The organism is Mycobacterium sp. Root265 (assembly GCF_001428895.1).
In the GTDB taxonomy this organism is placed as follows: Bacteria; Actinomycetota; Actinomycetes; order Mycobacteriales; family Mycobacteriaceae; genus Mycobacterium.
In genome coordinates, this window is sequence record NZ_LMJA01000001.1 from 175,054 (window position 1) to 196,686 (window position 21,633).

General features: G+C 68.2%; 22 protein-coding genes. 9 read left to right on the forward strand and 13 right to left on the reverse strand.

Annotation, left to right across the window (positions count from 1 at the left end):
- Nucleotides 1–147 precede the first annotated feature (147 nt).
- On the forward strand, nucleotides 148–1,014 hold the full coding sequence (locus tag ASE48_RS00770) for a DUF4349 domain-containing protein (protein ID WP_082613922.1): 867 nt from the start codon (nucleotides 148–150) through the stop codon (nucleotides 1,012–1,014).
- On the opposite strand, the gene ASE48_RS00775 is transcribed toward ASE48_RS00770, so the two are convergent.
- Complete coding sequence (locus tag ASE48_RS00775) at nucleotides 1,011–1,982, reverse strand: quinone oxidoreductase family protein (protein WP_057165098.1); 972 nt, start codon at nucleotides 1,980–1,982, stop codon at nucleotides 1,011–1,013. The genes ASE48_RS00770 and ASE48_RS00775 overlap by 4 nt on opposite strands.
- A 17-nt stretch (nucleotides 1,983–1,999) precedes the next feature.
- Between ASE48_RS00775 and ASE48_RS00780 the strand changes: the two genes are divergently transcribed.
- Both ASE48_RS00780 and ASE48_RS00785 read left to right on the forward strand, forming a co-directional pair.
- Nucleotides 2,000–2,938, forward strand: coding sequence for an ATP-grasp domain-containing protein (locus tag ASE48_RS00780; RefSeq protein WP_057165099.1), 939 nt, complete (start codon nucleotides 2,000–2,002; stop codon nucleotides 2,936–2,938).
- Nucleotides 2,939–2,943: 5 nt separating this feature from the next.
- Nucleotides 2,944–3,282 (forward strand): MmcQ/YjbR family DNA-binding protein, encoded by a 339-nt coding sequence (locus ASE48_RS00785; RefSeq protein WP_057165554.1) that lies wholly within the window; start codon nucleotides 2,944–2,946, stop codon nucleotides 3,280–3,282.
- A gap of 6 nt (nucleotides 3,283–3,288) precedes the next feature.
- Here the strand turns inward: ASE48_RS00785 and ASE48_RS00790 are convergent, their stop codons facing one another.
- From ASE48_RS00790 to ASE48_RS00815, 6 genes are read right to left on the reverse strand one after another with little or no spacing between them, the layout of a single operon-like run.
- On the reverse strand, nucleotides 3,289–4,344 hold the full coding sequence (locus ASE48_RS00790; protein WP_057165100.1) for an ABC transporter ATP-binding protein: 1,056 nt from the start codon (nucleotides 4,342–4,344) through the stop codon (nucleotides 3,289–3,291).
- Nucleotides 4,345–4,364: 20 nt separating this feature from the next.
- Complete coding sequence (locus ASE48_RS00795) at nucleotides 4,365–5,180, reverse strand: carbohydrate ABC transporter permease (RefSeq protein WP_057165101.1); 816 nt, start codon at nucleotides 5,178–5,180, stop codon at nucleotides 4,365–4,367.
- Nucleotides 5,177–6,046 (reverse strand): carbohydrate ABC transporter permease, encoded by an 870-nt coding sequence (locus ASE48_RS00800; protein ID WP_057165102.1) that lies wholly within the window; start codon nucleotides 6,044–6,046, stop codon nucleotides 5,177–5,179. The genes ASE48_RS00795 and ASE48_RS00800 overlap by 4 nt, the downstream gene beginning before the upstream one ends.
- A gap of 41 nt (nucleotides 6,047–6,087) precedes the next feature.
- Nucleotides 6,088–7,386: an ABC transporter substrate-binding protein gene (locus ASE48_RS00805; RefSeq protein ID WP_057165103.1), complete on the reverse strand. Its 1,299-nt coding sequence runs from the start codon at nucleotides 7,384–7,386 to the stop codon at nucleotides 6,088–6,090.
- 52 nt (nucleotides 7,387–7,438) lie between these two features.
- Nucleotides 7,439–8,227, reverse strand: coding sequence for an SDR family NAD(P)-dependent oxidoreductase (locus ASE48_RS00810; RefSeq protein WP_057165104.1), 789 nt, complete (start codon nucleotides 8,225–8,227; stop codon nucleotides 7,439–7,441).
- The gene (locus ASE48_RS00815; protein WP_057165105.1) at nucleotides 8,224–9,711 is read right to left on the reverse strand and encodes an FGGY-family carbohydrate kinase; all 1,488 of its coding nucleotides are present in this window, start codon (nucleotides 9,709–9,711) and stop codon (nucleotides 8,224–8,226) included. The genes ASE48_RS00810 and ASE48_RS00815 overlap by 4 nt, the downstream gene beginning before the upstream one ends.
- A gap of 191 nt (nucleotides 9,712–9,902) precedes the next feature.
- On the opposite strand from ASE48_RS00815, the gene ASE48_RS00820 reads away from it, so the two are divergent.
- Complete coding sequence (locus ASE48_RS00820) at nucleotides 9,903–10,718, forward strand: BtpA/SgcQ family protein (RefSeq protein WP_057165106.1); 816 nt, start codon at nucleotides 9,903–9,905, stop codon at nucleotides 10,716–10,718.
- Nucleotides 10,715–11,449 (forward strand): inositol monophosphatase family protein, encoded by a 735-nt coding sequence (locus tag ASE48_RS00825; RefSeq protein ID WP_057165107.1) that lies wholly within the window; start codon nucleotides 10,715–10,717, stop codon nucleotides 11,447–11,449. Before ASE48_RS00820 ends, ASE48_RS00825 begins: the two co-directional genes overlap by 4 nt.
- Here ASE48_RS00825 and ASE48_RS00830 read toward each other — a convergent pair.
- Genes ASE48_RS00830 through mptB form a run of 6 tightly spaced genes read right to left on the reverse strand, consistent with a single transcriptional unit; the run spans nucleotide 11,432 to nucleotide 17,340 of the window.
- The gene (locus tag ASE48_RS00830; protein WP_057165108.1) at nucleotides 11,432–12,265 is read right to left on the reverse strand and encodes a DeoR/GlpR family DNA-binding transcription regulator; all 834 of its coding nucleotides are present in this window, start codon (nucleotides 12,263–12,265) and stop codon (nucleotides 11,432–11,434) included. The two genes, ASE48_RS00825 and ASE48_RS00830, sit on opposite strands and share 18 nt — an antisense overlap.
- 40 nt (nucleotides 12,266–12,305) lie before the next feature.
- On the reverse strand, nucleotides 12,306–13,253 hold the full coding sequence (locus ASE48_RS00835) for a COX15/CtaA family protein (RefSeq protein ID WP_057165109.1): 948 nt from the start codon (nucleotides 13,251–13,253) through the stop codon (nucleotides 12,306–12,308).
- A gap of 58 nt (nucleotides 13,254–13,311) precedes the next feature.
- Nucleotides 13,312–13,992, reverse strand: a complete 681-nt coding sequence (locus tag ASE48_RS00840; protein ID WP_082613923.1) for a DUF429 domain-containing protein — start codon at nucleotides 13,990–13,992, stop codon at nucleotides 13,312–13,314.
- Nucleotides 13,989–14,765 carry an ABC transporter permease gene (locus ASE48_RS00845; RefSeq protein ID WP_200962044.1) on the reverse strand — a complete coding sequence of 259 codons (777 nt, stop codon included), beginning with the start codon at nucleotides 14,763–14,765 and terminating at the stop codon, nucleotides 13,989–13,991. The genes ASE48_RS00840 and ASE48_RS00845 overlap by 4 nt, the downstream gene beginning before the upstream one ends.
- Nucleotides 14,759–15,691, reverse strand: coding sequence for an ABC transporter ATP-binding protein (locus tag ASE48_RS00850; RefSeq protein WP_057165111.1), 933 nt, complete (start codon nucleotides 15,689–15,691; stop codon nucleotides 14,759–14,761). Before ASE48_RS00850 ends, ASE48_RS00845 begins: the two co-directional genes overlap by 7 nt.
- Nucleotides 15,688–17,340 carry a polyprenol phosphomannose-dependent alpha 1,6 mannosyltransferase MptB gene (gene mptB, locus ASE48_RS00855; protein WP_057165112.1) on the reverse strand — a complete coding sequence of 551 codons (1,653 nt, stop codon included), beginning with the start codon at nucleotides 17,338–17,340 and terminating at the stop codon, nucleotides 15,688–15,690. Before mptB ends, ASE48_RS00850 begins: the two co-directional genes overlap by 4 nt.
- Nucleotides 17,341–17,453: 113 nt before the next feature.
- Here mptB and ASE48_RS00860 point away from each other — a divergent pair, with 113 nt between their 5' ends.
- Genes ASE48_RS00860 through sufC form a run of 4 tightly spaced genes read left to right on the forward strand, consistent with a single transcriptional unit; the run spans nucleotide 17,454 to nucleotide 21,608 of the window.
- A complete protein-coding gene (locus ASE48_RS00860; protein WP_162264166.1) occupies nucleotides 17,454–18,212 on the forward strand; it encodes a helix-turn-helix transcriptional regulator in 759 nt (252 codons plus the stop codon).
- Entirely contained in the window at nucleotides 18,209–19,639 is a 1,431-nt protein-coding gene (gene sufB, locus ASE48_RS00865) for a Fe-S cluster assembly protein SufB (RefSeq protein ID WP_057165113.1), read from the forward strand. The genes ASE48_RS00860 and sufB overlap by 4 nt, the downstream gene beginning before the upstream one ends.
- Nucleotides 19,639–20,844 carry a Fe-S cluster assembly protein SufD gene (gene sufD / locus ASE48_RS00870; RefSeq protein ID WP_057165114.1) on the forward strand — a complete coding sequence of 402 codons (1,206 nt, stop codon included), beginning with the start codon at nucleotides 19,639–19,641 and terminating at the stop codon, nucleotides 20,842–20,844. Before sufB ends, sufD begins: the two co-directional genes overlap by 1 nt.
- Nucleotides 20,841–21,608 carry a Fe-S cluster assembly ATPase SufC gene (sufC, locus tag ASE48_RS00875; RefSeq protein ID WP_057165115.1) on the forward strand — a complete coding sequence of 256 codons (768 nt, stop codon included), beginning with the start codon at nucleotides 20,841–20,843 and terminating at the stop codon, nucleotides 21,606–21,608. Before sufD ends, sufC begins: the two co-directional genes overlap by 4 nt.
- Nucleotides 21,609–21,633: the final 25 nt, after the last annotated feature.

Below are 21,633 nucleotides of genomic sequence, written 5' to 3' on the forward strand. Positions count from 1 at the left end.
CTGATCGCAACCTCTCCGAAAAGCACTGCATGCCAACAGTTCACCGAATCGACGCCCAACGTTCAATGCTCGCGGTCGACGGACACGCGTTCCGTGGGCGAACAGGATTGACTCCGAACCGGGCCCGACTCCCTACTATGTGATTTCATGATCATCGGGTGGCTGTTCCGGGCCATGGCGGGCCTCTTCGTGTTGTTCGCCCTCGCGGCATGCTCGGCCGGATCTCCGCCCGGCCCGCCGGGGACAGCTGAGGATTTCAAGGCCGGAGGCGGGGGCTCCGTCTCGGAGACCATGCCGCTCACCGGCCCGGCGCCTCAGGACGCGCCGAAGGCGCCGCCCGAAGTGCAACGCGATGTTGTCAAGACGGCCACCATCTCCATCACCGCGGACAACCCGGGGGACGCGGCGGACCGGGCATCTGCACAAGCCGGCGACGCCGGCGGACGCATCGACAGCCGTACCGAGTACGGCGGATCGGCGCTGGATCCGGCCCGGATCACCCTCACCCTTCGGGTGCCCGCCGACAAGCTCGACGGTGTGATGGACGGCCTGAAAGGACTGGGCACCGTCCAGTCACTGGACATGCAGACCGAGGACGTGACCAGTCAGCGGGTCGACCTGGACGCCCGCATCAAGGCACTGCAGACCTCGGTGGACCGCCTGCTGGCGATCATGCGCGACGCCCGCGACCCGTCGGCCCTCATCGAGGCGGAGAGCGCGCTGTCCCAGCGGCAGGCCGACCTGGACAGCTTGCGCGCCCAACGCGCGGCACTGGGGGAGCAGATCAGCTACAGCACCATCACCGTCGATCTGGTCGCCGGGGAGACCGGCGGTCCCGCACCCGATGAGTACCGGGGTTTCCTCGGCCAGATGGAACGCGGCTGGGACGCCCTGGTCGACACCGGGTCCAACCTGCTGCTGCTCGTCGGTCTGTTGTTGCCCTGGGTCGGCGCCGCGATCGTCGGGCTCGCCGTGCTGTTCGGTCTGTACCGGCTGGTGCGGTTGCGCCGTTAAGGCACCAGCACCACCGAACCGACGGTCCGGCGACCCTGCAGATCGGTGTGCGCCCGCGCGGCCTCGGCCAGCGGGTAACGCTCACTGACCGTGATGGTGATGGAACCGTCGGCGATGGCGTTGATCACTTCGCCTGCCCGCCAGGCGAACTCATCGGCGGTGCGGGTGTAGGCGCCCAGGCTGGGCCGGGTCAGGAACACCGAACCGGCGGTATTGAGCCGCTGCGGATCGAATGCGGGCACCGGCCCGCTCGCGGCACCGAACAGGGCCAGCGTGCCGCGCACCGCAAGGCTGGCCAGGCTGGCCTCGAAGGTGGAGGCGCCCACCCCGTCGTACACCGCGGCGACTCCGCCGTTGCTCAGCCTCTTGACGGTGGCGCCGAACTCCTCGGCGTCCTCCGGGTACTCCAGCACCTCGACCGCACCGGCCTGCCGGGACAGTTCGGCCTTCTCCGGGGTCGACGCGGTGGTGATCACCCTGGTCCCCAGGCTGGTGGCCCACTGGGTCAGGATCAGACCCACACCGCCGGCGCCGGCATGCACCAGGATCGTGTCATTGGACTGCACGGCGTACACGGATTTCAGCAGGTAGTGCGCCGTCATCCCCTTCAGCAAGGCCGATGCCACCGCATCCGGGGCCACGGCGTCGGGCACGTACGCGACGTAATCGGCTGGTGCGACGGAGAAATCGGCGTAGGCGCCGACGGCGTTGGCGGTGACCACCCGGTCCCCGACGGCCAGGGCCGCGACATCCTCACCCACCGCGGCGACCGTGCCGCACACCTCGCTGCCCGAGACGAACGGGAGCTCGCGCGGATACTGTCCCGAGCGGAAATAGGTGTCGATGAAGTTGACGCCGATCGCCTCTGCCTTGATGAGCACCTGGCCGGGGCCGGGCGACGGCGCATCCTTCTCGACGTAGTTCAGGACCTCGGGTCCGCCGGTCTGGGCAACTTCGATGGCATGCATATCTCTATCATCCATATGTGAAGCTGGCCCGTCCCGACGTGTTCCATCCCCGCATCGTGTTCGCCAGTTGCGCGGCACTTCCCGAAGGCGACAGCGATGACGACGGCCTGGTCGAGGCCCTGCGTGCGCGCGGCCTGCCGGTCAGCTGGAAATCCTGGGACGACCCGGCCACCCTGGACGCCGACCTGGTGATCTTGCGCGCCACCTGGGACTACAGCGAGCGCCTCGACGAATTCCTGACCTGGACCCGGGCGGTGCGCAACCTGCTGAATCCGCCGGAGATGGTGGCCTGGAGCACCGACAAGCACTATCTGCTGGACCTGGCGAAGGACGGTCTGCCGATCGTCCCCACCCGCTACTACGCGGTCGGCGAGACGGTGCCGGCACCCGAGGGCGAAGTGGTGGTCAAACCCGCCGTCGGCGCCGGGTCGGTGGGCGCGCAACGCTTCGTCGACCCCCGCTCGGCGGTGGCCCACGCCGAGGCGTTACAGGCCAAGGGCCGCGCCGTGCTGGTGCAGCCCTATGACCGGCGGATCTCCGGCGGGGAGACGGCGCTGGTATTTCTCAACGGCCGGCCCTCACACGCCTTCACCAAGGGCCCGATCCTGCCGCCGGCCGGGCGCGGACCGCAGTTCGAGCAGACCGGGACGTTCGCCGCGGAGAAACTCGGCGCCGCCGATCCCGCCGACGAGGTGTGGGAGGTCGGCCACGCCGCGGTCGCCTCTGCGACGACACGGTTCGGCATCCCCGCACGCGATCTGCTCTACGCCCGCGTCGACGTCATCGGCGGAGCCCGCGACCCGCGGCTGCTGGAACTCGAACTCGTCGAACCGTCGCTGGGTTTCCGCCAGCTCGTCGCGACCGAGAAGCGGCGCGCCGAACGCGATTACGCGCTCGGGGTGGAGGCGGCCCTGACCCGCCTGGGGCTGGGCCCACTGTCACACCGCGGGGCGTGATCCCGGTGTTCGATGCTGATGATGTCCAGCGCATCGCGCTGTCGTTACCCGAGACCAGGGAGAAGGAGCGCTGGGGGCATCCGACATTTGACGTGGCGGGCAAGATGTTCCTCACCGTGCCCGACGATCAGACGTCATTTGCGGTGCGCTGCCCACGATTTGATCGCGAGGAGCTGATCGCCGCCGAGCCGCGCAAGTTCTGGGTGCCGCCACACGAAGCGCCCTCGGCGTGGGTGCGGGTCCGGCTCGACGCGGTGGAAGACCTCGCCGAGCTGCACGACATTCTGCTGGACTCCTGGCGGCAGGCGGCCCCGAGCAGGCTCACCGACATCGAGGACTCCTGAGGACTGTCAGGCGGGATCGCCGAGCCGCACCCCGGTCTGCACATCGAAGCGGTGCACGTCACGGGCCGACAGCTCGACCGTGGCGCCGACGGTGATGTCGGTCAGCGCCGAGGCCTCCACGACGCTGGTCAGCTGCTGATCGGCCGACCGGACCGTGATGATGGCCCGCGGCCCGAGCAGCTCGACGAGCTCCACCACCGTGGCCCCGTCCGCGGACGGGGTGAGCATCAGGTCGTCGGCGCGCACCCCGATCGTCACCGCCGCCGCATCCGGGCCGCCCACCGCGATCCGGACGCCGGATGCGGTGCGTAGTTCACCGCCGGTGACGGCGCCGTCGATCAGATTCATCTTCGGGCTGCCGACGAACGTGGCCACGAAGGTGTCGGCCGGTCGCCGGTAGACCTCTGCGGGCGGGCCGGCCTGGGCGATCCGGCCCTCGCGCATCACCACGATCCGGTCCGACAGGGTCATCGCCTCTTCCTGATCGTGGGTGACGTAGAGCGAGGTGATGCCCAACCTGCGTTGCAGCCGCAGCAGTTCGGTGCGGGTCTCGACGCGCAGCTTGGCGTCCAGGTTGCTCAGCGGTTCGTCGAACAGGAACACCGCGGGTTCGCGGATGATGGCCCGCCCGATCGCCACCCGCTGCTGCTGGCCGCCGGAAAGATCCTTGGGCTTGCGTTCGACCAGCGCGCCCAAGCCCAGTGACTCGGCGATCTCGTCGGCCCGCCGGAGTGCCTCCGCGCGAGGAATCTTCTTGGCCCGCAACGGGAAGGCGATGTTCTCGCGCACCGACAGATGCGGGTAGAGCGCGTAGTTCTGGAAGACCATCGCGATGTCGCGGTCCTTGGGTTCCAGCGCTGTCACATCGCGATCGCCGATCCGGATGGTGCCGGCGCTGACCTCTTCGAGCCCGGCCAGCATGCGCAGCGATGTGGTCTTACCGCAGCCCGACGGTCCGACCAGCACGGTCATGCTGCCGTCCGTGAGTTCCAGATCCAGGTCCGACACCACGCTGGTCGAGCCGAACGATTTGCCGACCTTGGAAAAAGTCACCGATGCCATGCCTGTACAACCTCGCTTGTCTAGTACTTGACCGCGCCGCCGCTGATCCCTTGGACCAAGCGTCGCTGGATGAAGAAGCTGGCGATGACGACCGGGATGATCGCGATCATGATCGCCGCACTCATGGTGCCGATCTGCACACCCCGGAAGGTGTTGAAGTTCGCGATCGCCACCGGCAGGATCGCCGCGTTGCCCGGCGCCAGGATCAGCCCATAGAACAGGTCGTTCCAGGACAACGTGAACCCGAAGATGCCCGCGGCTCCGATACCCGGGTACACCTGTGGGAGCACCACCATCCGGAACGCCTGCCAGCGGGTGAATCCGTCCACCCGGGCCTGCTCCTCCAGCGAGGCGGGTACCGCCTCGAAGAAGCCGATCAGGAACCAGGTGACCAGTGGCAGCACGAAGGACAGGTGCGCGAAGATCACCGGTGCCAGGGTGTCGGTCATCCGCAGCGCCTGCGCCATGGTCAGGAACGGGAACACCATCACCGCCGGCGGGACCACCTGGGCGGCAAGCATTCCGAATCGGGTCAGCGATCCGCCGGCCCGGTACTTGGCGATCACGTAGGCGCCCATGCTGCCGACGACGAGGCTGATCGCGACGGTGATGATGCCGACCAGTGCGCTGCGGCCGGCGGCGGCGAACACCCCGGACTCGAACACGGCCTGCCAGTTCGCCAGGCTGGGAGCGAAGGCGAACAGGAACGGTTCCGACATCTGTTGGGGTGTCTTGAAACTCGCCAAGGCCACCCAGACGATGGGGAACAGGACGAAGATGAACGCCGCGGTGAGCACTGCGAGGCGCAGGACCTCGAGCGGGCGCAACTTGTTCATCGGGCGCTGCTCCGCTCGGCGGCGCGGTTGCGTTCCATCGCACGGAACGCCGCCACGATGACCACCAGGACGAGGGCCAGCACGATGAAGGCCATGGCGCTGGCCTGTGCGAGCCGGAAGAACTGGATGCCTTCGAGGTACATGAAGTACTGCAGCGTCTGGGTTTCGGTGCCCGGGCCGCCGCGGGTGGTGGCATAGATGTACTCGAAGACCCGCAGGGCGTCCAGCCCGCGCAGCAGCACCGCGACGGTGAGCACCGGCGCGAGCATCGGGATCAGCACCCGGCGCAACCGGTAGACCGGACCGGCCCCGTCGACCCGGGCCGCCTCCATGGGTTGTTTGGGCATCGACTCCAGGCCGGCCAGGATCAGCAGCACCATGAACGGCGTCCACTGCCAGACATCGATGAAGGCCAGCGTCAGCAACGCCTTCCCGGCACCGAAGAAGTCGTAATCGGCGCCCACCGCGTGCAGCAACGCCGGCACCGCGCCGATCTGATCGTTGAGCAGGAAGCGGAAGATCAGCCCGACCGCGATCGGGGTGATGAACATGGGCGCGAGCACGATTGCACGGGACAGATCTTTGGCCCAGCGCTGCTGGTGCAGGGCCAGCGCGAGCGCGAAGCCGAGAACCAGCTCCAGACTGACCGCGATCACGACATACATGGCGGTGGTCGCAAACGCCTCCCAGAACGCCGGATTGGTCAGGGCGCCGGTGAAATTGGCAGTGCCCACGAAATCGGGTTGGGCGCGATCGGTCAGCTTGTAGTCGGTCACTGACAGATACGCCGCATAACAGAGCGGGAATCCGACGGCCACGGCGAACAGGGCGAGCAGCGGAGTGAGCATGCCGTACTTGAACTTCATCTAGGACACCTCCGCTGTGGTGGCCGCCGGATTCCCTACGGTCACTGCTGGATCCGCTCCGCAGCTGCCTGCGCATCGCGCAGTGCGTCGGCGACGCTCTTGTTCCCCGCGGCGGCATCGTTGAGCTCGGTGCCGACCGCCTGGATCATCTCCTCGCCGCCCTTGCCCTGGGTGAGCGGTGCCGCGTCGGCCAGGATCTCGCCGACCGTCTTGTAGTAGTCGGCACCGTACCCGTCGGCGAGCACCTTCGGGTCGGTCAGCGAACCCTGCCGGATCACGGCACCACCGTCGGCGACCCGCTCGGCGTCGATCGCGGGTGAGGTCACCCAGGAGGCGAACGCCCAGGCGGCATCGGCCGCCCCGGAGTTGGCGGGGATGGCCCAGCTCCACAGTCCCAGCGCGGATTTGCCGCCGGGGATGGGAGCGAGGGCGAACTGCCCGGCACGTTCTGCCGACGCGCCTTCGGGGTCGTTGAGCGCGGGCAGGTTCCAGTTGTAGCCGATCATCGATGCGGACATACCGCTGGAGACGGAGCGGAACGCCTCATCGAAACCCCAGGACAGGCTGTTGGCCGGGGCCGCGGTCTTGTAGGTCTCGATATAGGCGTCCAGGGCCCGGGCGGCTTCGGGGGTGTCCAGCGAGGGCTTGCCGTCCTCACCGTAGATCGAGCCGCCGGCGGCGAACAGCCAGTTGGCCCACTCCTCGAAGATCTTGTAGCCGCGCTGCGGCTGCATCGCGATGCCCGCGCGGTCGGCGGTCTTGAGCCGCTGCGAGGTGGCCACCAGGGCGTCCAGATCAGTGGGGACGCTCTGCCCGGCGGAGGTGAGATCGCCGGTGTTGTAGATGTAGCCGAGGGCGTAGTTGTAGAACGGCACACCGTAGGTGGTGCCCTCGACATCGGTGATGGCCGTCAGCGAGTCGAAGAAACCGTCGGGCTGGTAATCCGGGGTCGCGGCGATCCGGTCGTTGAGCGGCTCCAGGAAGCCGGCGTCGGCGAAGTCGTCCATCCACGGGTTGTCCACCACGATGAGGTCGTAGGCGGGCTGCGAGGCCTGGAACGAGGACACCAGGCGGTCACGCATCTGGTCGAAGGTCATGGTCTCGATCTCGACCTTGATATCGGGATACTTCTGATTGAACTGCCCGACAAGGCCTTTCACGATATCGGTATCGGGCACGTTCTCCATCAGCACCCGCACCGTGGCGTTGGTGTCGGTGGGGATCTCACCCAGACCCGACGAGCTCTGCTCGCCGGAGCCGCCGCTGCCCGCGCAGCCGGCCAGGGTCAGGCTGGTGGCGGCGATGATCGCTGGCAACCAGCGCAAGGTTGGGATTTTCATGGTCCTCTTCTCTTTGTCCTGGTGGATCGGGCGTGTGCGGGGGTGGGTGGCCTCAATCCATGTAGGCACCGCCGTTGACCGACAGTGCTTCTCCGGTGATGAACCGGGCATCCTCGGAGACCAGGAACGCCACCGCGCGGGCGACGTCGTCGGGGGTCTGCAGCCGCCCCAGGGGGGTGGCCTCGACCCAGGACTTACGCACACCGTCGGGAGTGGAGCCGGTGAGCAGCGCCTCCCACTCCAGCTCGCGGGACTGCATCGGGGTGGCGACGAAGCCGGGGCACACGCTGTTGACCGTGATGCCCTGGGGGGCAAGCTCGAAGGCCATGGCCTGAGTGAGGCCGAGGACACCGAACTTGGAGGCCACATAGTCCGCCAGGAACGGCACCCGGCCCTGCTTGGCCGCCATGGACGCGGTGTTGACGATGGTGCCGCGCACCCCGGTGCGGATCATCGCCCGCGCCGCGGCCTGGCCACACAGGAAGACACCCTTGAGGTTGATGTCGAGGCTGCGGTCCAGCTGGTCGGTGGACACGTCGACGAAGCGGGCCATCGCCGAGATGCCGGCGTTGCTGACCCAGGCGTGCAGGCCCACCCGGTCGGCCACATCGTCGGCCAGGCGCGCCGATCCGGCGGCGTCGGTGACGTCGAGCTGGGCTGCCTCGTGCCCGGTTCCGCTCAGAGCGTCGCGGGTTTGTTCGGCGGCCTCGGCGTCGATGTCGGAGACGATGACCCGCCAGCCCCGCTGGGCGAGGGTGGTGGCGATCGCCCGGCCGATACCCGATCCCGCGCCGGTGACGACGGCGGTCTGGGTGTTGGCGGTGGTGTCGGGGGAGGTCATGGCCGGGCCTTTCGGGCGATGCGGTGGGAGATGGGGGTCAGCACGTCACCGAGTTCACGCCACTGGGCGTAGGCCTCGGCATACCGGTCGACGTGCCTCGGGTCGGGGATGACGGGTTCGCCGACGGTCTGGAACATCGCGGTGCTGTCCCAGCCGTCCAGCAGCCCGGTGCCGACCGCGGCGATCACCGCGGCGCCCAGCGAGGCCCCCGGGTGACCGACGATCGGGGAGAGCGGGGTGTCCAGCACGTCGGCCAGGATCTGCTTCCACAGCACCGAACGGCTACCGCCGTTGGTGACCAGTGCCCGGTGCAGTGGCACCCCCATGGAGGCGAACACCTCGGTGTGATGTCGGAAACCGTAGGCGATCGCCTCCAGCACCGACCGGTACATGTCGGCGCGGTTGTGGGCGAGGTCGAGGCCGACGAACGCGCCGCGTAGATCGGGATCGTGCAGTGGGCTCTTCTCGCCGAGAAAGTAGGGCAGGCAGAGGATCTCGCCTGGGTTGCGGGTGTCGGCCTCATCGTCGAGGGCCACCAGGTCGATGCCACCGGACAGGGTCTGGAACCAGCGGATCAGGCTGCCGCTGGTGGCCATGCAGCCGTTGGGCAGCCACCGCCCGGGCACCGGGTGGGCGTCGAGGTAGAGCCGGGCATCGATGACGGGTTGATCGGCGGCGGCCAGGATGTCGCCGGCGCCACCGAGTTTCACCAGCCAGTCGCCCTCGGCATTGATGCCCGCGGCGTACGCGGAGAGCACATGGTCCGCGCCGCCGACGATCAGCGGCAGGCCGGGCCTCAGTCCGGTGGCCTCGGCGGCCGCGACGCTCAGCTCACCGGCCAGGCTGCCGGGGGCGAGCACGGCGGGCACCAGTTCCGGGGACAGGCCGGCCGCGCTGTACATCGGCTCGAAGCGTTCGCCGTCGACGGTGCCCAGACCGGATTCCAGCGCCCAGTTCAGTTCGACATGCGCGGGTGCACCGAGCGCCATCAGCACCCAGTCGTAGGAGCCGACCAGATGTGCCGTGCGGCTCCAATTGTCGGGTTCGTGGCGTTGCAACCACAGCGCGGTCGGGCCCACCGACTGTTGGGTGACCGCGGAACCGGTTGCGCGCAGTACGGTCTCGCCGTCGAGTGCGTGCGCAAGCTCGGTGATCTCGGCGGTGGCGCGGGCATCGTTCTGGAGCAGTGCGCGCCGGACGGGTGCGCCGCTGCCGTCCACCGCTACGACGGCCGGGACCATGCCGGTGGTGGACAGTGCGCCGATTCGGTCGGGGGTGACGCCGGAGGTGGCCAGCACGTCGCGGATCCCGGCATGCACATTGTGTAGCCATTGGGTCGGGTCGGCCTCTGCGTGGCCGGGGGCAGCGGAGAACAACTGGGCGTCGTGGGTGGCCTGGGCGACGATGCGGGCTCGGCCGATATCGACGAGCACGGTCTTGGTACCGGTGGTGCCGATATCAATGCCGATGGTGAACTCCGGCATGCCATCCCTTCGGTCGATGTCCGCCCTGCATTTGTTGCGGTGGGACCACAATACTGACTCTGTTATATTCTCACAAGACTTGTGCAACAGTCACGACAACTCACGAGAAATCCCTGGATTACTGTGATTTAGTAACATACGGTTAACCCAGCACAGCTCTGAAATCCCAGACCACGCGGAGAGGCGCCCCCATGACCAGTTGGCTCGATGACGTATTTGCCGTGCAGAAGCCCGTGATCGCCATGCTGCATCTGGCGGCGCTGCCGGGTGATCCCGGTTTCGACTCGGCTGCGGGTATTCAGGCGGTCGTCGATCGCGCGAAGGAAGAACTGGCCGCCCTGCAGGAGGGCGGCGTCGACGGTGTCATGGTCTCCAACGAGTTCAGCCTGCCGTATCTGACCAAGACCGAACCGATCACCGCCATCACCATGGCCCGGGTGATCGGTGAGCTGCTGTCCGATTTCACGGTGCCCTACGGCGTGAACGTGCTGTGGGACGGTCGCGCCTCGATCGACCTGGCGGTGGCCACCGGCGCCCAGTGGGTGCGGGAGATCTTCACCGGCGTCTACGCCAGCGATTTCGGCCTGTGGGACACCAACGTGGGCGAGGTGGCGCGGCACCGCCACCGGGTCGGAGGCGCCGGGGTGAAGCTGCTGTTCAACATCGTCCCGGAGTCGGCGGTCTACCTCGCCGACCGTGATCTGGCCTCGGTCACCGCCACCACGGTCTTCGCGACCAAGCCCGATGCCATCTGCGTGTCCGGTCTGACCGCGGGGGCGTCCACCGACACCCAGGCGCTGCGGGTGGTCAAGGACAACGCCGGCGCGGTACCGGTTTTTGTGAATACCGGTGTGCGCGCACACAATGCGGCCGAACAGCTGTCCATCGCCGACGGCGCGGTCGTGGGCACCTACTTCAAGAAGGACGGGGTGTTCGAGAACCGCGCGGTGGCCTCCCGGGCCGCGGAACTGATGGACGCGGTGAAGGAATTCCGAAAGTCGCTGTGAGCCAGGAGTTGCGCCTGCTGGCGATCCAGGCGGCCCGTCGCGGCGCCGAGGTGTGCCTGCGGCACTGGGGCGAAACGGTGCACATCGCGACCAAGAGTGCCGCCGGCGACGTGGTGACGGCGGTGGACCGTGCCGCCGAGGAGGCGGTGCGGGACCTGCTGCTGGGCGCCCGGCCCGATGACGGTGTGCTCGGCGAGGAGTTGCCCGAGCACACCGGCGCAGGTCCGGTGCAGTGGGTCGTCGACCCGCTCGACGGCACCACGAACTACATCCGGCGTCTCCCGCACTTCGGCACCTCGGTGGCCGCCCGGTCGACGTCGGACGGCAGCTGGCTGGCCGCCGCGGTGTGCGCGCCGGCCCTCGGGGTGACCTGGAGCGCTGCCAAAGACCTTGGTGCCCATATCGATTCGGGTTCGGGGGAGGAGGAGCGCCTGCCGCTGGTGCTGATGGAGTCCTCGGTCCGATTGGTGGGTACCGGGCTGTCCTACGATCCCGGCCACCGGCGCAGGCAGCTGCGCGAACTCGGCACGGTGATGGCCGGATACACCGATATGCGCCGGTTCGGGGCGGCCGCGCTGGATCTCTGCCTGGTGGCGCAGCGCAGCCTGGACGCCTTCTACGAGGACGATCTCGCGGTGCACGACTGGGCGGCGGGCGCACTCATCGCCGAGGAGGCGGGTGCGGTGGTGACCCGCTCGCAGAGCGCCGGGGTCTCAGCGCGCTGGCAGTGACTGCTCGCGCGGCGCACGTTCGCGCTCTGACCGATCTGCGTTGACGCACACCACCGACACGCCCGCCGAACGCAGTGCGTCGACCGCCGGATGGGTCGGCGGCCCGTCGGTGACCAGAATCGAGATCGCCGATACCGGTGCCACATTGATCAACTGCACCCGGCCCAGCTTGGAGGCATCGGCGGCCACGATCACCCGGTCGGCCGCCCGCATGGCGGCCTGCTTCACGTTGCCCTCTTCCCGGTGGTACTCCGAGGCGCCGCGCTTCCCGTCCACCCCGGCGATGCCCATCACGTAGGTGTCGCAGTTGTAGCGCAGGTAGAAATCCTCGGCCTCGGCACCGATCAGGCTCAGCTCGCCGGGGCGGACCTTGCCGCCGGTCAGCAGGATCGTGGTGTCCGGTTCGTCGGCGAGTTCGATGGCGACCAACACGCTGGGGGTGATCACGGTCAGTCCCAGATCCCGGCCCTTGACGGCCCTGGCGACCGCCAGAACCGTGCTGCCGCTGTCCAGGATGACGGTCTCGCGCGGGGTCAGCAGGTCGGCCACCGCGTGGGCGATGTGCAGCTTCTCATCGGCGGAGTCGGCGGCACGCGCATCGAAGGACGGCTCGGTCGACTTGCCGCCGAACGCGATAGCGCCGCCGAGCACCCGGCGGGCCACGCCCTGCTCCTCGAGTCGCTCGATATCGCGGCGGATGGTCATCTCGGACACGTCGAATTCATCGGCCAGCGTGGCGAAGTCGACCTCACGGTCGGTGTGGATCCGGGCGGCGATCGCTGCTCGTCGAGCATGCGCGTTCAAACCGGGCGTCATGCCGACAGCCTAGGTCAAGGATGTGAATTAATCACAACAATCACACCGTGCTGGTGTTGCGCTTTCGCATCGACGCCCACAGCGCCGCGGTGGCCGCGGTGGCCGCGCCCGCACCGGCGACGTGCATCGCCACCAGCGCCTCGGGGACGCCGGTGAAGAACTGGACCGCGCCGAGCGCGCCCTGGGCGACGACCAGCACGACCAGAACCCCCAGGCGGGTCATCACGGGCCGTGGCGCGCGGACCGCCGACAGTGCGAACCCGAGCGCCACCACCAAGGAGAGGTACGCGATCAGCAGCGTCGAGTGCATGTGCACCAGCGTGGTGATCTCGACCTCCAGGCGCGGCACCGGACGTTCGAGACTCTTGTCGCCCGCGTGCGGGCCGGCGCCGGTCACCATGGTGCCGGTCACCAGGACGGCCGACAGTGCGACGCCGCCCAGCGCGGTCAGCTGCCGCAACGGCGTCGGGACCACTGCCACCGGTTCGCCGTCGTCGGGTTCGCCGATCTTGGCGTACAGCAGTACCGCGAGCCACACCATCGCCATGGACACCAACAGGTGGATGGCCACGGTCCACCAGAGCAATCCGGTGAGCACCGTGATCCCGCCGATGATCGCCTGGGCCACCGTCGAAGCCGGCATCAGCCAGGCGTAGCGCACCACCTCGGGGCGGCGCCGGGCGCGGGTGACGACGATGACCGCGGCCGCCGCGGTGAGGACGACCAGGAAGGTCAGCATCCGGTTGCCGAACTCGACGGCCTGGTGAATGCCCGCGACCTCGGCGTGCGGGACCGGGGTGAAACTACCGGGGAAGCACTGCGGCCAGGTGGGGCAGCCGAGTCCGGAGGCCGTGACGCGCACGATGGCTCCGGTGACCGCGATGCCGCCCTGGGTCAGGATCACCAGCGCCGCGACGATGCGCTGCGTGCGCAGACTGGGCACCGGCAGCGTGTCGACCAGTCGCAGGAAAAGTCGTCCGACAGCCACGGCCCGATCGTAGAGCAGCGCTAACTACAACTTGTAGTAGGGCCGGTCGGGCGGGTTCTCAGCACCAGATCGCCAGCGGGCGGCCGCGCGCGTCGAGCTGCGGCGGATCCGGCAGGCTGAACGCGGCCCCGGTGACGATGCGGTGCGCGCTCCACGCCGCGGCGGCCGCATCGAGCACGTCATCGGCGGGCACGGCGGCGACAGCGCCGCCCAGGTCCTCCGGGATGTCGATCCCGCGGCCGGCCAGGATTCGGAGCCGGGCCCGCTGGCCACGCCAGCTCTTCTTCTTGCCGTCGGTGACCAGCAGGCCCATCTCGTGGAAGGACAGCTCGGGATGCACCTCGTACATGGGCAGCCGGGTCTCCCGGTGAAGTGCCTCGGCCTCCAGGAACTTCCGCCGCAGCCCCCAGGTCTGGATGCTGATCCCGGCGCCGGTCAAGGCTTTGGCCGCGGCGGTGGCGGTCGCATGGTCGGGCGCGTCGAACACCGGCCGGGGAGGCATCACGAATAGGCTCGACGACCGGGCACCGAGACGGCGTTGGGCCGCCCGATCGGAGGCGCGCACCTCTGAATCCAGCAGGCCCAGCGGGATATCGACACCGATGGCCAGCGCACCGGGTACCGCGGCGGTCAGGCCGCGCAGGGTCTCGTCCACGTGGGCGGCGGCAAAGCGGCCGCCCCGAAGCTCGATGCCGACCCAGCCGTTCGTCCAGCCGTCGACCCCGAGCACCGTCCTCACGTGAAGCGGAACCAGCGCAGCGCCGCCAACGCCGAGAGCACACCCCAGGCCGCCAGCACCGCGATGCCGAACCAGTCCACCGAGAGCGTCATCGCCTGCGTCAGCGACTCGGTCAGCGCGCCCGACGGTGTCAGCCGCGCCACCCAGCGCAGCGCCGCGGGCACCGGACCACCGTCGAGCGTCAGGGCGCCCAGGGCGGCGAAGACGAACCACAGCAGGTTGGCGAGGGCCAGCACGATCTCCGAGCGCAGCGTCCCACCGAGCAGCAGTCCCAGCGCGGCGAAGGTCGCGGTGCCCAGCGCGATCACCACCGCGCCCAGGGCCAGGGCGCCGATCTCGGGGCGCCATCCCAGCGCAATACCGATGGCGCCCAGCAGGATCGACTGCAGGAACACCACGGCGACCACGGCCAGTGACTTTCCGGCGATGATGCCCCAGACCGGAAGTGCGGTGGCGCCGAGCCGTTTCAGCGCGCCGTAGCGGCGGTCGAAGGCCACCGCGATGGCCTGTCCGGTGAAGGCCGTCGAGATGACGGCGAGCGCCATGATCGCGGGAGTGAAGGTGGCGGCCCGGTTGTCGCCGAACTCGCCGAGCGGCAGCAGGGTGAGCCCGATCAGCAGGGTGATCGGGATGAACATGGTGAGCAGCAGCTGCTCACCGTTGCGCAGCAACAGGCGCAGTTCCAGGCCGAACTGCGCGATCAGCATCTGGCGCACCCCGGCCGGGCGCGGGTCGGGGGAGAAGGTGCCCGCGGCGAAACGATTGGTCACGATCTCAACTCCCGGCCGGTCAGATCGAGGAAGACTTGTTCCAGGCTGCGCTGTTCGACGCGCATGTCGGTGGCCAACACGTTCACCCGGGCGCACCACGCCGTCACCGTGGCCAGCACCTGCGGATCGATGTGCCCCTCCACCAGGTATTCGCCGGCGGTGGCCTCGGTGGCCCGGTAGTTCTCCGGCAGCGCCGAGATCAGCAGCGAGAGATCGAGTTTCGGAGGTGCGGTGAAACGCAGCTGGTTCTCTGCGCCGTTGCGCATGAGCTCGGCAGGTGTGCCCGCGGCCACCGTCGCGCCGTGGTCGATGATGACCAGCCGGTCGGCCAGCTCTTCGGCCTCGGTGAGTTGGTGGGTGGTCAGCACGACGGTCACGCCGTCGCGGCGCAGTGCATCGATCAGCTCCCACACCACGATCCGGGCGTGCGCGTCCATGCCGGCCGTCGGCTCGTCCAGGAACACCAGCTCCGGGCGGCCGACGACTGCGCAGGCCAGCGCCAGGCGCTGCTGCTGGCCGCCGGAGAGCCGGCGGTAGGTGGTGCGGGCGGCATCGGCGAGCCCGAGGGTGTCCAGCAGCCACTGCGGATCCAGCGGATCGGCGGCGTAGGCGGCCACCAGGTTGAGCATCTCGCCGGCCCGGGCCGCGGGGTAGCCGCCGCCACCCTGCAGCATCACGCCGATGCGTTCACGCAGTTTGGCGTTCTCGGTGGTCGGGTCGAGGCCGAGGATCTCGATGCTGCCCGAGTCGGGGCGCAGGAATCCCTCACACATCTCGATGGTGGTGGTCTTGCCCGCGCCGTTGGGCCCCAGTAACGCGAATACCTCGGCGCGGTGCACCTCGAGGTCGAGGTTGTTCACCGCGATCGTCGCTCCGTAGCGCTTGCTGACGCCGCGCAGCTGCACGACGGGCTCAGAACCGGTGGTCACGGAGATTCAGCGTAAGCGTCGGGTCTGGGGGCCGGTGGCTCCGGTCCGGGTCGGCGGTCATCGGGGCCCGGATCGGGCAGCCCGCGCCACGGCAGCCGGCGGTAGGTGATCGCGATCAGCAGCAGCACGATCACCGCGCTGGCCAGGGTGGCGTCGACGATCTGGAACAGGGCGAACCGGTCGCCGTTGGCGGTCGGGCCGAATATGCCCACCACCAGCGTCATCGCGATGGCGGAGCCGCGGAATCCGGGCCGGGTGGCCCAGGTCGCCAACGGGATGATGGCCCACAGCAGATACCAGGGCTGGACCACCGGAAACAGCAGCACCGTCGCACCGAGTGCGACACCGAGGCCGCCGACGGGGTGCAGGCGGCCGCGGAACACCGCCAGCAGCAGCCAGGTCACCAGGATTGCGATGATGATCACACCGATGCCACGGGTGAGGCCCAGCACCGAGGTGGTGTGGTCGCCGAGGCCGAGCAGGATGCCGACCTGCCCGGTGCCCAGCGCGATCAGGGTGGGTGGCGACATCCAGGACCGCACCACGTTCGCGGTGCCCAGGGTGAACAACCAGCCGAAGCCGAGACCACTGGCCCAGCCGATCACCGCCATCACCGCCAGCGACAGCGCGCCCAGCGAGAAGCCGGCGGCCAGCAACGCTCTGAGGGTCCCGCCCCAGCGCCACGCCAGCGCCATCACGATGAACCCCATGGCCAGCAGGGAGGGCAGCTTGACCTGTGAGGACATCGTGACCAGCACGGTGCCGGCGACCAGCATCGCGGTCGCTCGAGGTGGCATCCGCCATTGTCCGTTGCGGACACCGTCGATACCGCGCAGTGCGAACTCGGTGCCCGCCAGCATCAGTCCGAGCATCAGTGCCTCGTTGTGGATACCGGCCACCAGATGCATGAACAAAAGCGGGTTACACGGGCCCAGCCACAGCGCGCTCACCTCGTGCACACCGCATCGCTGCGCCAGTCGCGGCGTGGCCCAGACGATGAGTCCGACCCCGACGAGTACCACCAGGCGGTGGCACAGCACGGCGGCGACGATGTTGTCGCCGGTGAGCACCGAGATGCCCTCGCCGATCCACAGGAACAACGGACCGTAGGGGGCCGGGGTCTCGCGCCACAGGCTGGGCACCGACAGGGTGAACACGTGATCCAGGCCGAGCCCCGGGGCCGGACCGACCAGATACGGGTCGAGCCCGAGCCGGGCGATCTGGCTCTGCGCCAGGTAGGAGTAGACATCCTTGCTGTACATCGGCGGGGCGATCAGCAGCGGCAGCAGCCACAGCAGCAGCGTGCGATCGAGTTGGCTGCGCGACATCCGGTGCGGTCCGAGGGCGAATCGGCCCAGCATCAGCCAGGCCAGCGCCATCATCACCGCGCCGGTGGTGGTCATGGTCAGCGACACGGTCTGGATGCGCGAGGGCAGGTTGAGCAGACGGACGCCGAAGGTGGGGTCCTGGACGACGGGCCGGGCGCCGGCGCCCAGCGCGCCGATCGCCATGAGGACGGTTCCGGTCGCACCGAATACCCTGGTACGGCGTAGGGAGACGATCTCGCCGCCGTTGAGGGGTGAGCCCACCGATCGTTCGTCGGCGTGCCAACGGGCGACCGCCGAGCTGAAGGACCCAAGGGCGGTCATGCGAGCAGCGTAGCGGCCGGGTTTCGACGGCCCGTCGGGGTCGGCTGGGGCGTTCCGTCGCGGTTAGGGTTACCTTGCTGGAACCCCAGGGCGAATTCCGTCACAATGGTGTTGTGAAATTAAATCCGGAGGCACCGGGCGCGGCGGCAACCGCGCCCACCTTGGTGTCCCCGGACGGTCACACCCGCAGCGCGATCGTCCAGTTGCTGCTGGAAGGCCCGGTCACCGCAGGTGACATCGGCCAGCGCCTCGGCATCTCGGCGGCCGGTATCCGCCGCCACCTCGACGCGTTGATCGAGGCAGGTGACGCGCAGGCCAGCGCCGCCGCGGCCTGGCAGCACAACGGCCGGGGCAGGCCCGCCAAGCGGTACCGCCTGACCGCGGCCGGTCGCGCGAAGCTCTCGCATGCCTATGACGACCTGGCGGCGGCGGCGATGCGCCAGTTGCGTGAGATCGGCGGCGACGACGCGGTGCGCACCTTCGCCCGTCGTCGCATCGACACCATCCTGGCGGGGATCCCCGAGGTGAGCGATCCGGACGCGGTCGAACAGACCGCAGATCAGATGGCCACCGCACTGACCGACGCCGGCTACGCGACCACCACCACACCGGTGGCCGGTCCATTGTCCGGTGTGCAGATCTGCCAGCATCACTGCCCGGTATCACATGTCGCCGAGGAATTTCCCGAGCTGTGTGACGCTGAACAAGAGGCGTTCGCCGCGATCCTGGGCACGCACGTGCAGCGGCTGGCCACCATCGTCAACGGCGATTTCGCCTGCACCACCCACGTTCCACTGGGACCTGACAAGTCCTTACCTGTTCGGCCCACAGCCCGCGCCGAATCCACCACCACACAAGGAGTGTCGCCATGACCCTCACCCCGGAGACCCCGCTGACCCAGGAAGAGACCATCGCGTCCCTGGGTAAGTACGGCTATGGCTGGTCGGATTCCGACGTCGCCGGCGCCAGTGCTCAGCGCGGCCTGAACGAGGCTGTCGTGCGCGACATCTCGTCGAAGAAGAGCGAGCCCGAGTGGATGCTCGACGTCCGGCTCAAGGCGCTGCGCACCTTCGACAAGAAGCCGATGCCCAACTGGGGTTCCGACCTGGACGGCATCTTCTTCGACAACATCAAGTACTTCGTGCGCTCCAGCGAGAAGCAGGCCGCCACCTGGGACGACCTGCCTGCCGACATCAAGAACACCTACGACAAGCTCGGCATCCCGGAGGCGGAGAAGCAGCGCCTGGTCTCCGGTGTCGCGGCCCAGTACGAGTCCGAGGTGGTCTACCACTCGATCCGTGAGGATCTGGAGGCGCAGGGCGTCATCTTCCTGGACACCGACTCCGGTCTGCGCGAGCATCCCGAGCTGTTCAAGAAGTACTTCGGCACCGTGATTCCGGCCGGGGACAACAAGTTCTCCGCGCTGAACACCGCGGTGTGGTCGGGCGGGTCGTTCATCTACGTGCCGCCGGGCGTGCACGTCGACATCCCGTTGCAGGCCTACTTCCGGATCAACACCGAGAACATGGGCCAGTTCGAGCGCACCCTGATCATCGCCGACGAGGGCTCCTACGTGCACTATGTCGAGGGCTGCACGGCGCCGATCTACAAGTCCGACTCGCTGCACTCCGCGGTCGTCGAGATCGTGGTCAAGCCCGGTGCCCGGGTGCGGTACACGACCATCCAGAACTGGTCGAACAACGTCTACAACCTGGTCACCAAGCGGGCCCGTGCCGAGGCCGGCGCCACCATGGAGTGGGTCGACGGCAACATCGGGTCCAAGGTGACGATGAAGTACCCGGCGGTGTGGATGACCGGTGAGTACGCCAAGGGTGAGGTGCTCTCGGTGGCGTTCGCCGGCGAGGGTCAGCACCAGGACACCGGCGCCAAGATGCTGCACCTGGCCCCGAACACCTCGAGCAACATCGTGTCCAAGTCGGTGGCGCGCGGCGGTGGCCGTGCCTCCTACCGCGGCCTGGTTCAGGTCAACAAGGGCGCGCACGGCTCGAAGTCGAGCGTGAAATGCGATGCGCTGCTGGTCGATACGATCAGCCGCAGCGACACCTACCCCTACGTCGACATCCGCGAGGACGACGTCACGATGGGCCATGAGGCCACCGTGTCGAAGGTCAGCGAGGACCAGATGTTCTACCTGATGAGCCGCGGCATGACCGAGGACGAGGCGATGGCCATGGTGGTGCGTGGCTTCGTCGAGCCCATCGCCAAGGAACTCCCGATGGAGTACGCGCTGGAACTCAACCGGCTGATCGAACTCCAGATGGAAGGTGCGGTCGGATAGTGGTTCAGGATCTGACATCCGCGGTCGAAGGCGGCCGCAAATCCGGTTCGGCTCTCAACACCAACAAGGGCGAGCAGTTCGCCTCGTTCGATGTCGACGCGTTCGAGGTGCCCGGCGGCCGTGATGAGCTGTGGCGGTTCACACCGCTCAAGCGCCTGCGTGGCCTGCACGACGGTTCGGCGCCCGCCACGGGTTCCGCACTGATCGAGGTGACCGAGCGCCCCGGCGTGACCGTGGAGACCGTCCAGCGCGACGATCCGCGACTCGGCCAGGGCGGTGTCCCCTCCGACCGCGTTGCCGCCCAGGCGTACTCGTCGTTCGGCAATGCGACCGTGGTCACCGTGGCCCGCGACACCGAGGTCGGCGAGCCCATCGAGATCGTCGTCACCGGCCCCGGCGAGGGCAACGTCGCCTACGGGCACCTGCAGATCCGGGTGGAAGAGTTGTCCCGGGCGATCGTGGTGGTCGACCTGCGCGGCAGCGGCACCTACGCCGACAACGTCGAGATCATCGTCGGCGATTCGGCCGGACTCGGCGTCATCTGGATCGCCGACTGGGCCGATGACATGGTGCACGTCAGCTCGCACCATGCCCGCCTGGGCAAGGATTCGGTGCTCGGCCATGTCAACGTCACCCTCGGTGGCGATGTGGTGCGCACCACGGCCACCGTGCGATTCACCGCCCAGGGCGGCGAGGCTCAGCTGCTGGGCACTTACTTCGCCGACGACGGCCAGCACTTCGAGTCCCGGTTGCTCGTCGACCATGCGGTACCGAACTGCAAGTCCGATGTGCTCTACAAGGGTGCGCTGCAAGGTGATCCGACCTCCGACAAGCCGGATGCGCACACCGTGTGGATCGGTGATGTGTTGATCCGCGCCGAGGCCACCGGCACCGACACCTACGAGGCGAACCGCAACCTGGTGCTCACCGACGGCGCCCGCGCCGACTCGGTGCCCAACCTGGAGATCGAGACCGGTGAGATCGCCGGTGCCGGACACGCCAGTGCCACCGGCCGTTTCGATGACGAGCAGCTGTTCTATCTGCGTGCCCGGGGCATTCCCGAGGAGGCGGCCCGCCGCCTGGTGGTCCGCGGCTTCTTCGGCGAGATCATCGCCAAGATCGCCGTGCCCGCCGTGCGCGAGCGCCTGACCGAAGCCATCGAACGAGAACTAGCCATCACGGAATCGAAAGCGACCCAAGAATGACCACGCTCGAAGTCAAAGACCTGCACGTCTCCGTCGCCAATCCTGAAGGTGGCGACGACATTCCCATCCTCAAGGGCGTCAACCTGACCGTGAAGTCGGGGGAGACCCACGCGGTGATGGGCCCCAACGGGTCCGGCAAGTCCACGCTGTCCTATGCGATCGCCGGCCACCCGAAGTACAAGGTCACTTCCGGCTCGATCACCATCGACGGTGCCGATGTGCTCGAGATGAGCGTCGACGAGCGGGCACGTGCCGGCCTGTTCCTGGCCATGCAGTACCCGGTCGAGGTCCCCGGTGTGTCCATGTCGAACTTCCTGCGGACCGCGGCCACCGCGGTACGCGGCGAGGCCCCGAAGCTGCGGCACTGGGTCAAGGAGGTCAAGGGTGCGATGACCGACCTCGACATCGATCCGACGTTCAGCGAGCGCAGCGTCAACGAGGGCTTCTCCGGTGGTGAGAAGAAGCGCCACGAGATCCTGCAGCTGTCGCTGCTCAAGCCGAAGATTGCCATCCTCGACGAGACCGATTCCGGGCTCGACGTGGACGCGCTGCGCATCGTCAGCGAGGGCGTGAACCGCTACGCCGAGGCCGAGAACGGTGGCCTGCTGCTGATCACGCACTACACCCGGATCCTGCGCTACATCCGCCCGCAGTTCGTGCACGTGTTCTTCGACGGCCGGATCATCGAGTCGGGTGGGCCCGAGCTCGCCGATCAGCTCGAAGAGAACGGCTACGAGCGTTTCACCCAGGCTGCATCAACCTAGCCACATCCACCGCGTAGGAGGAGCC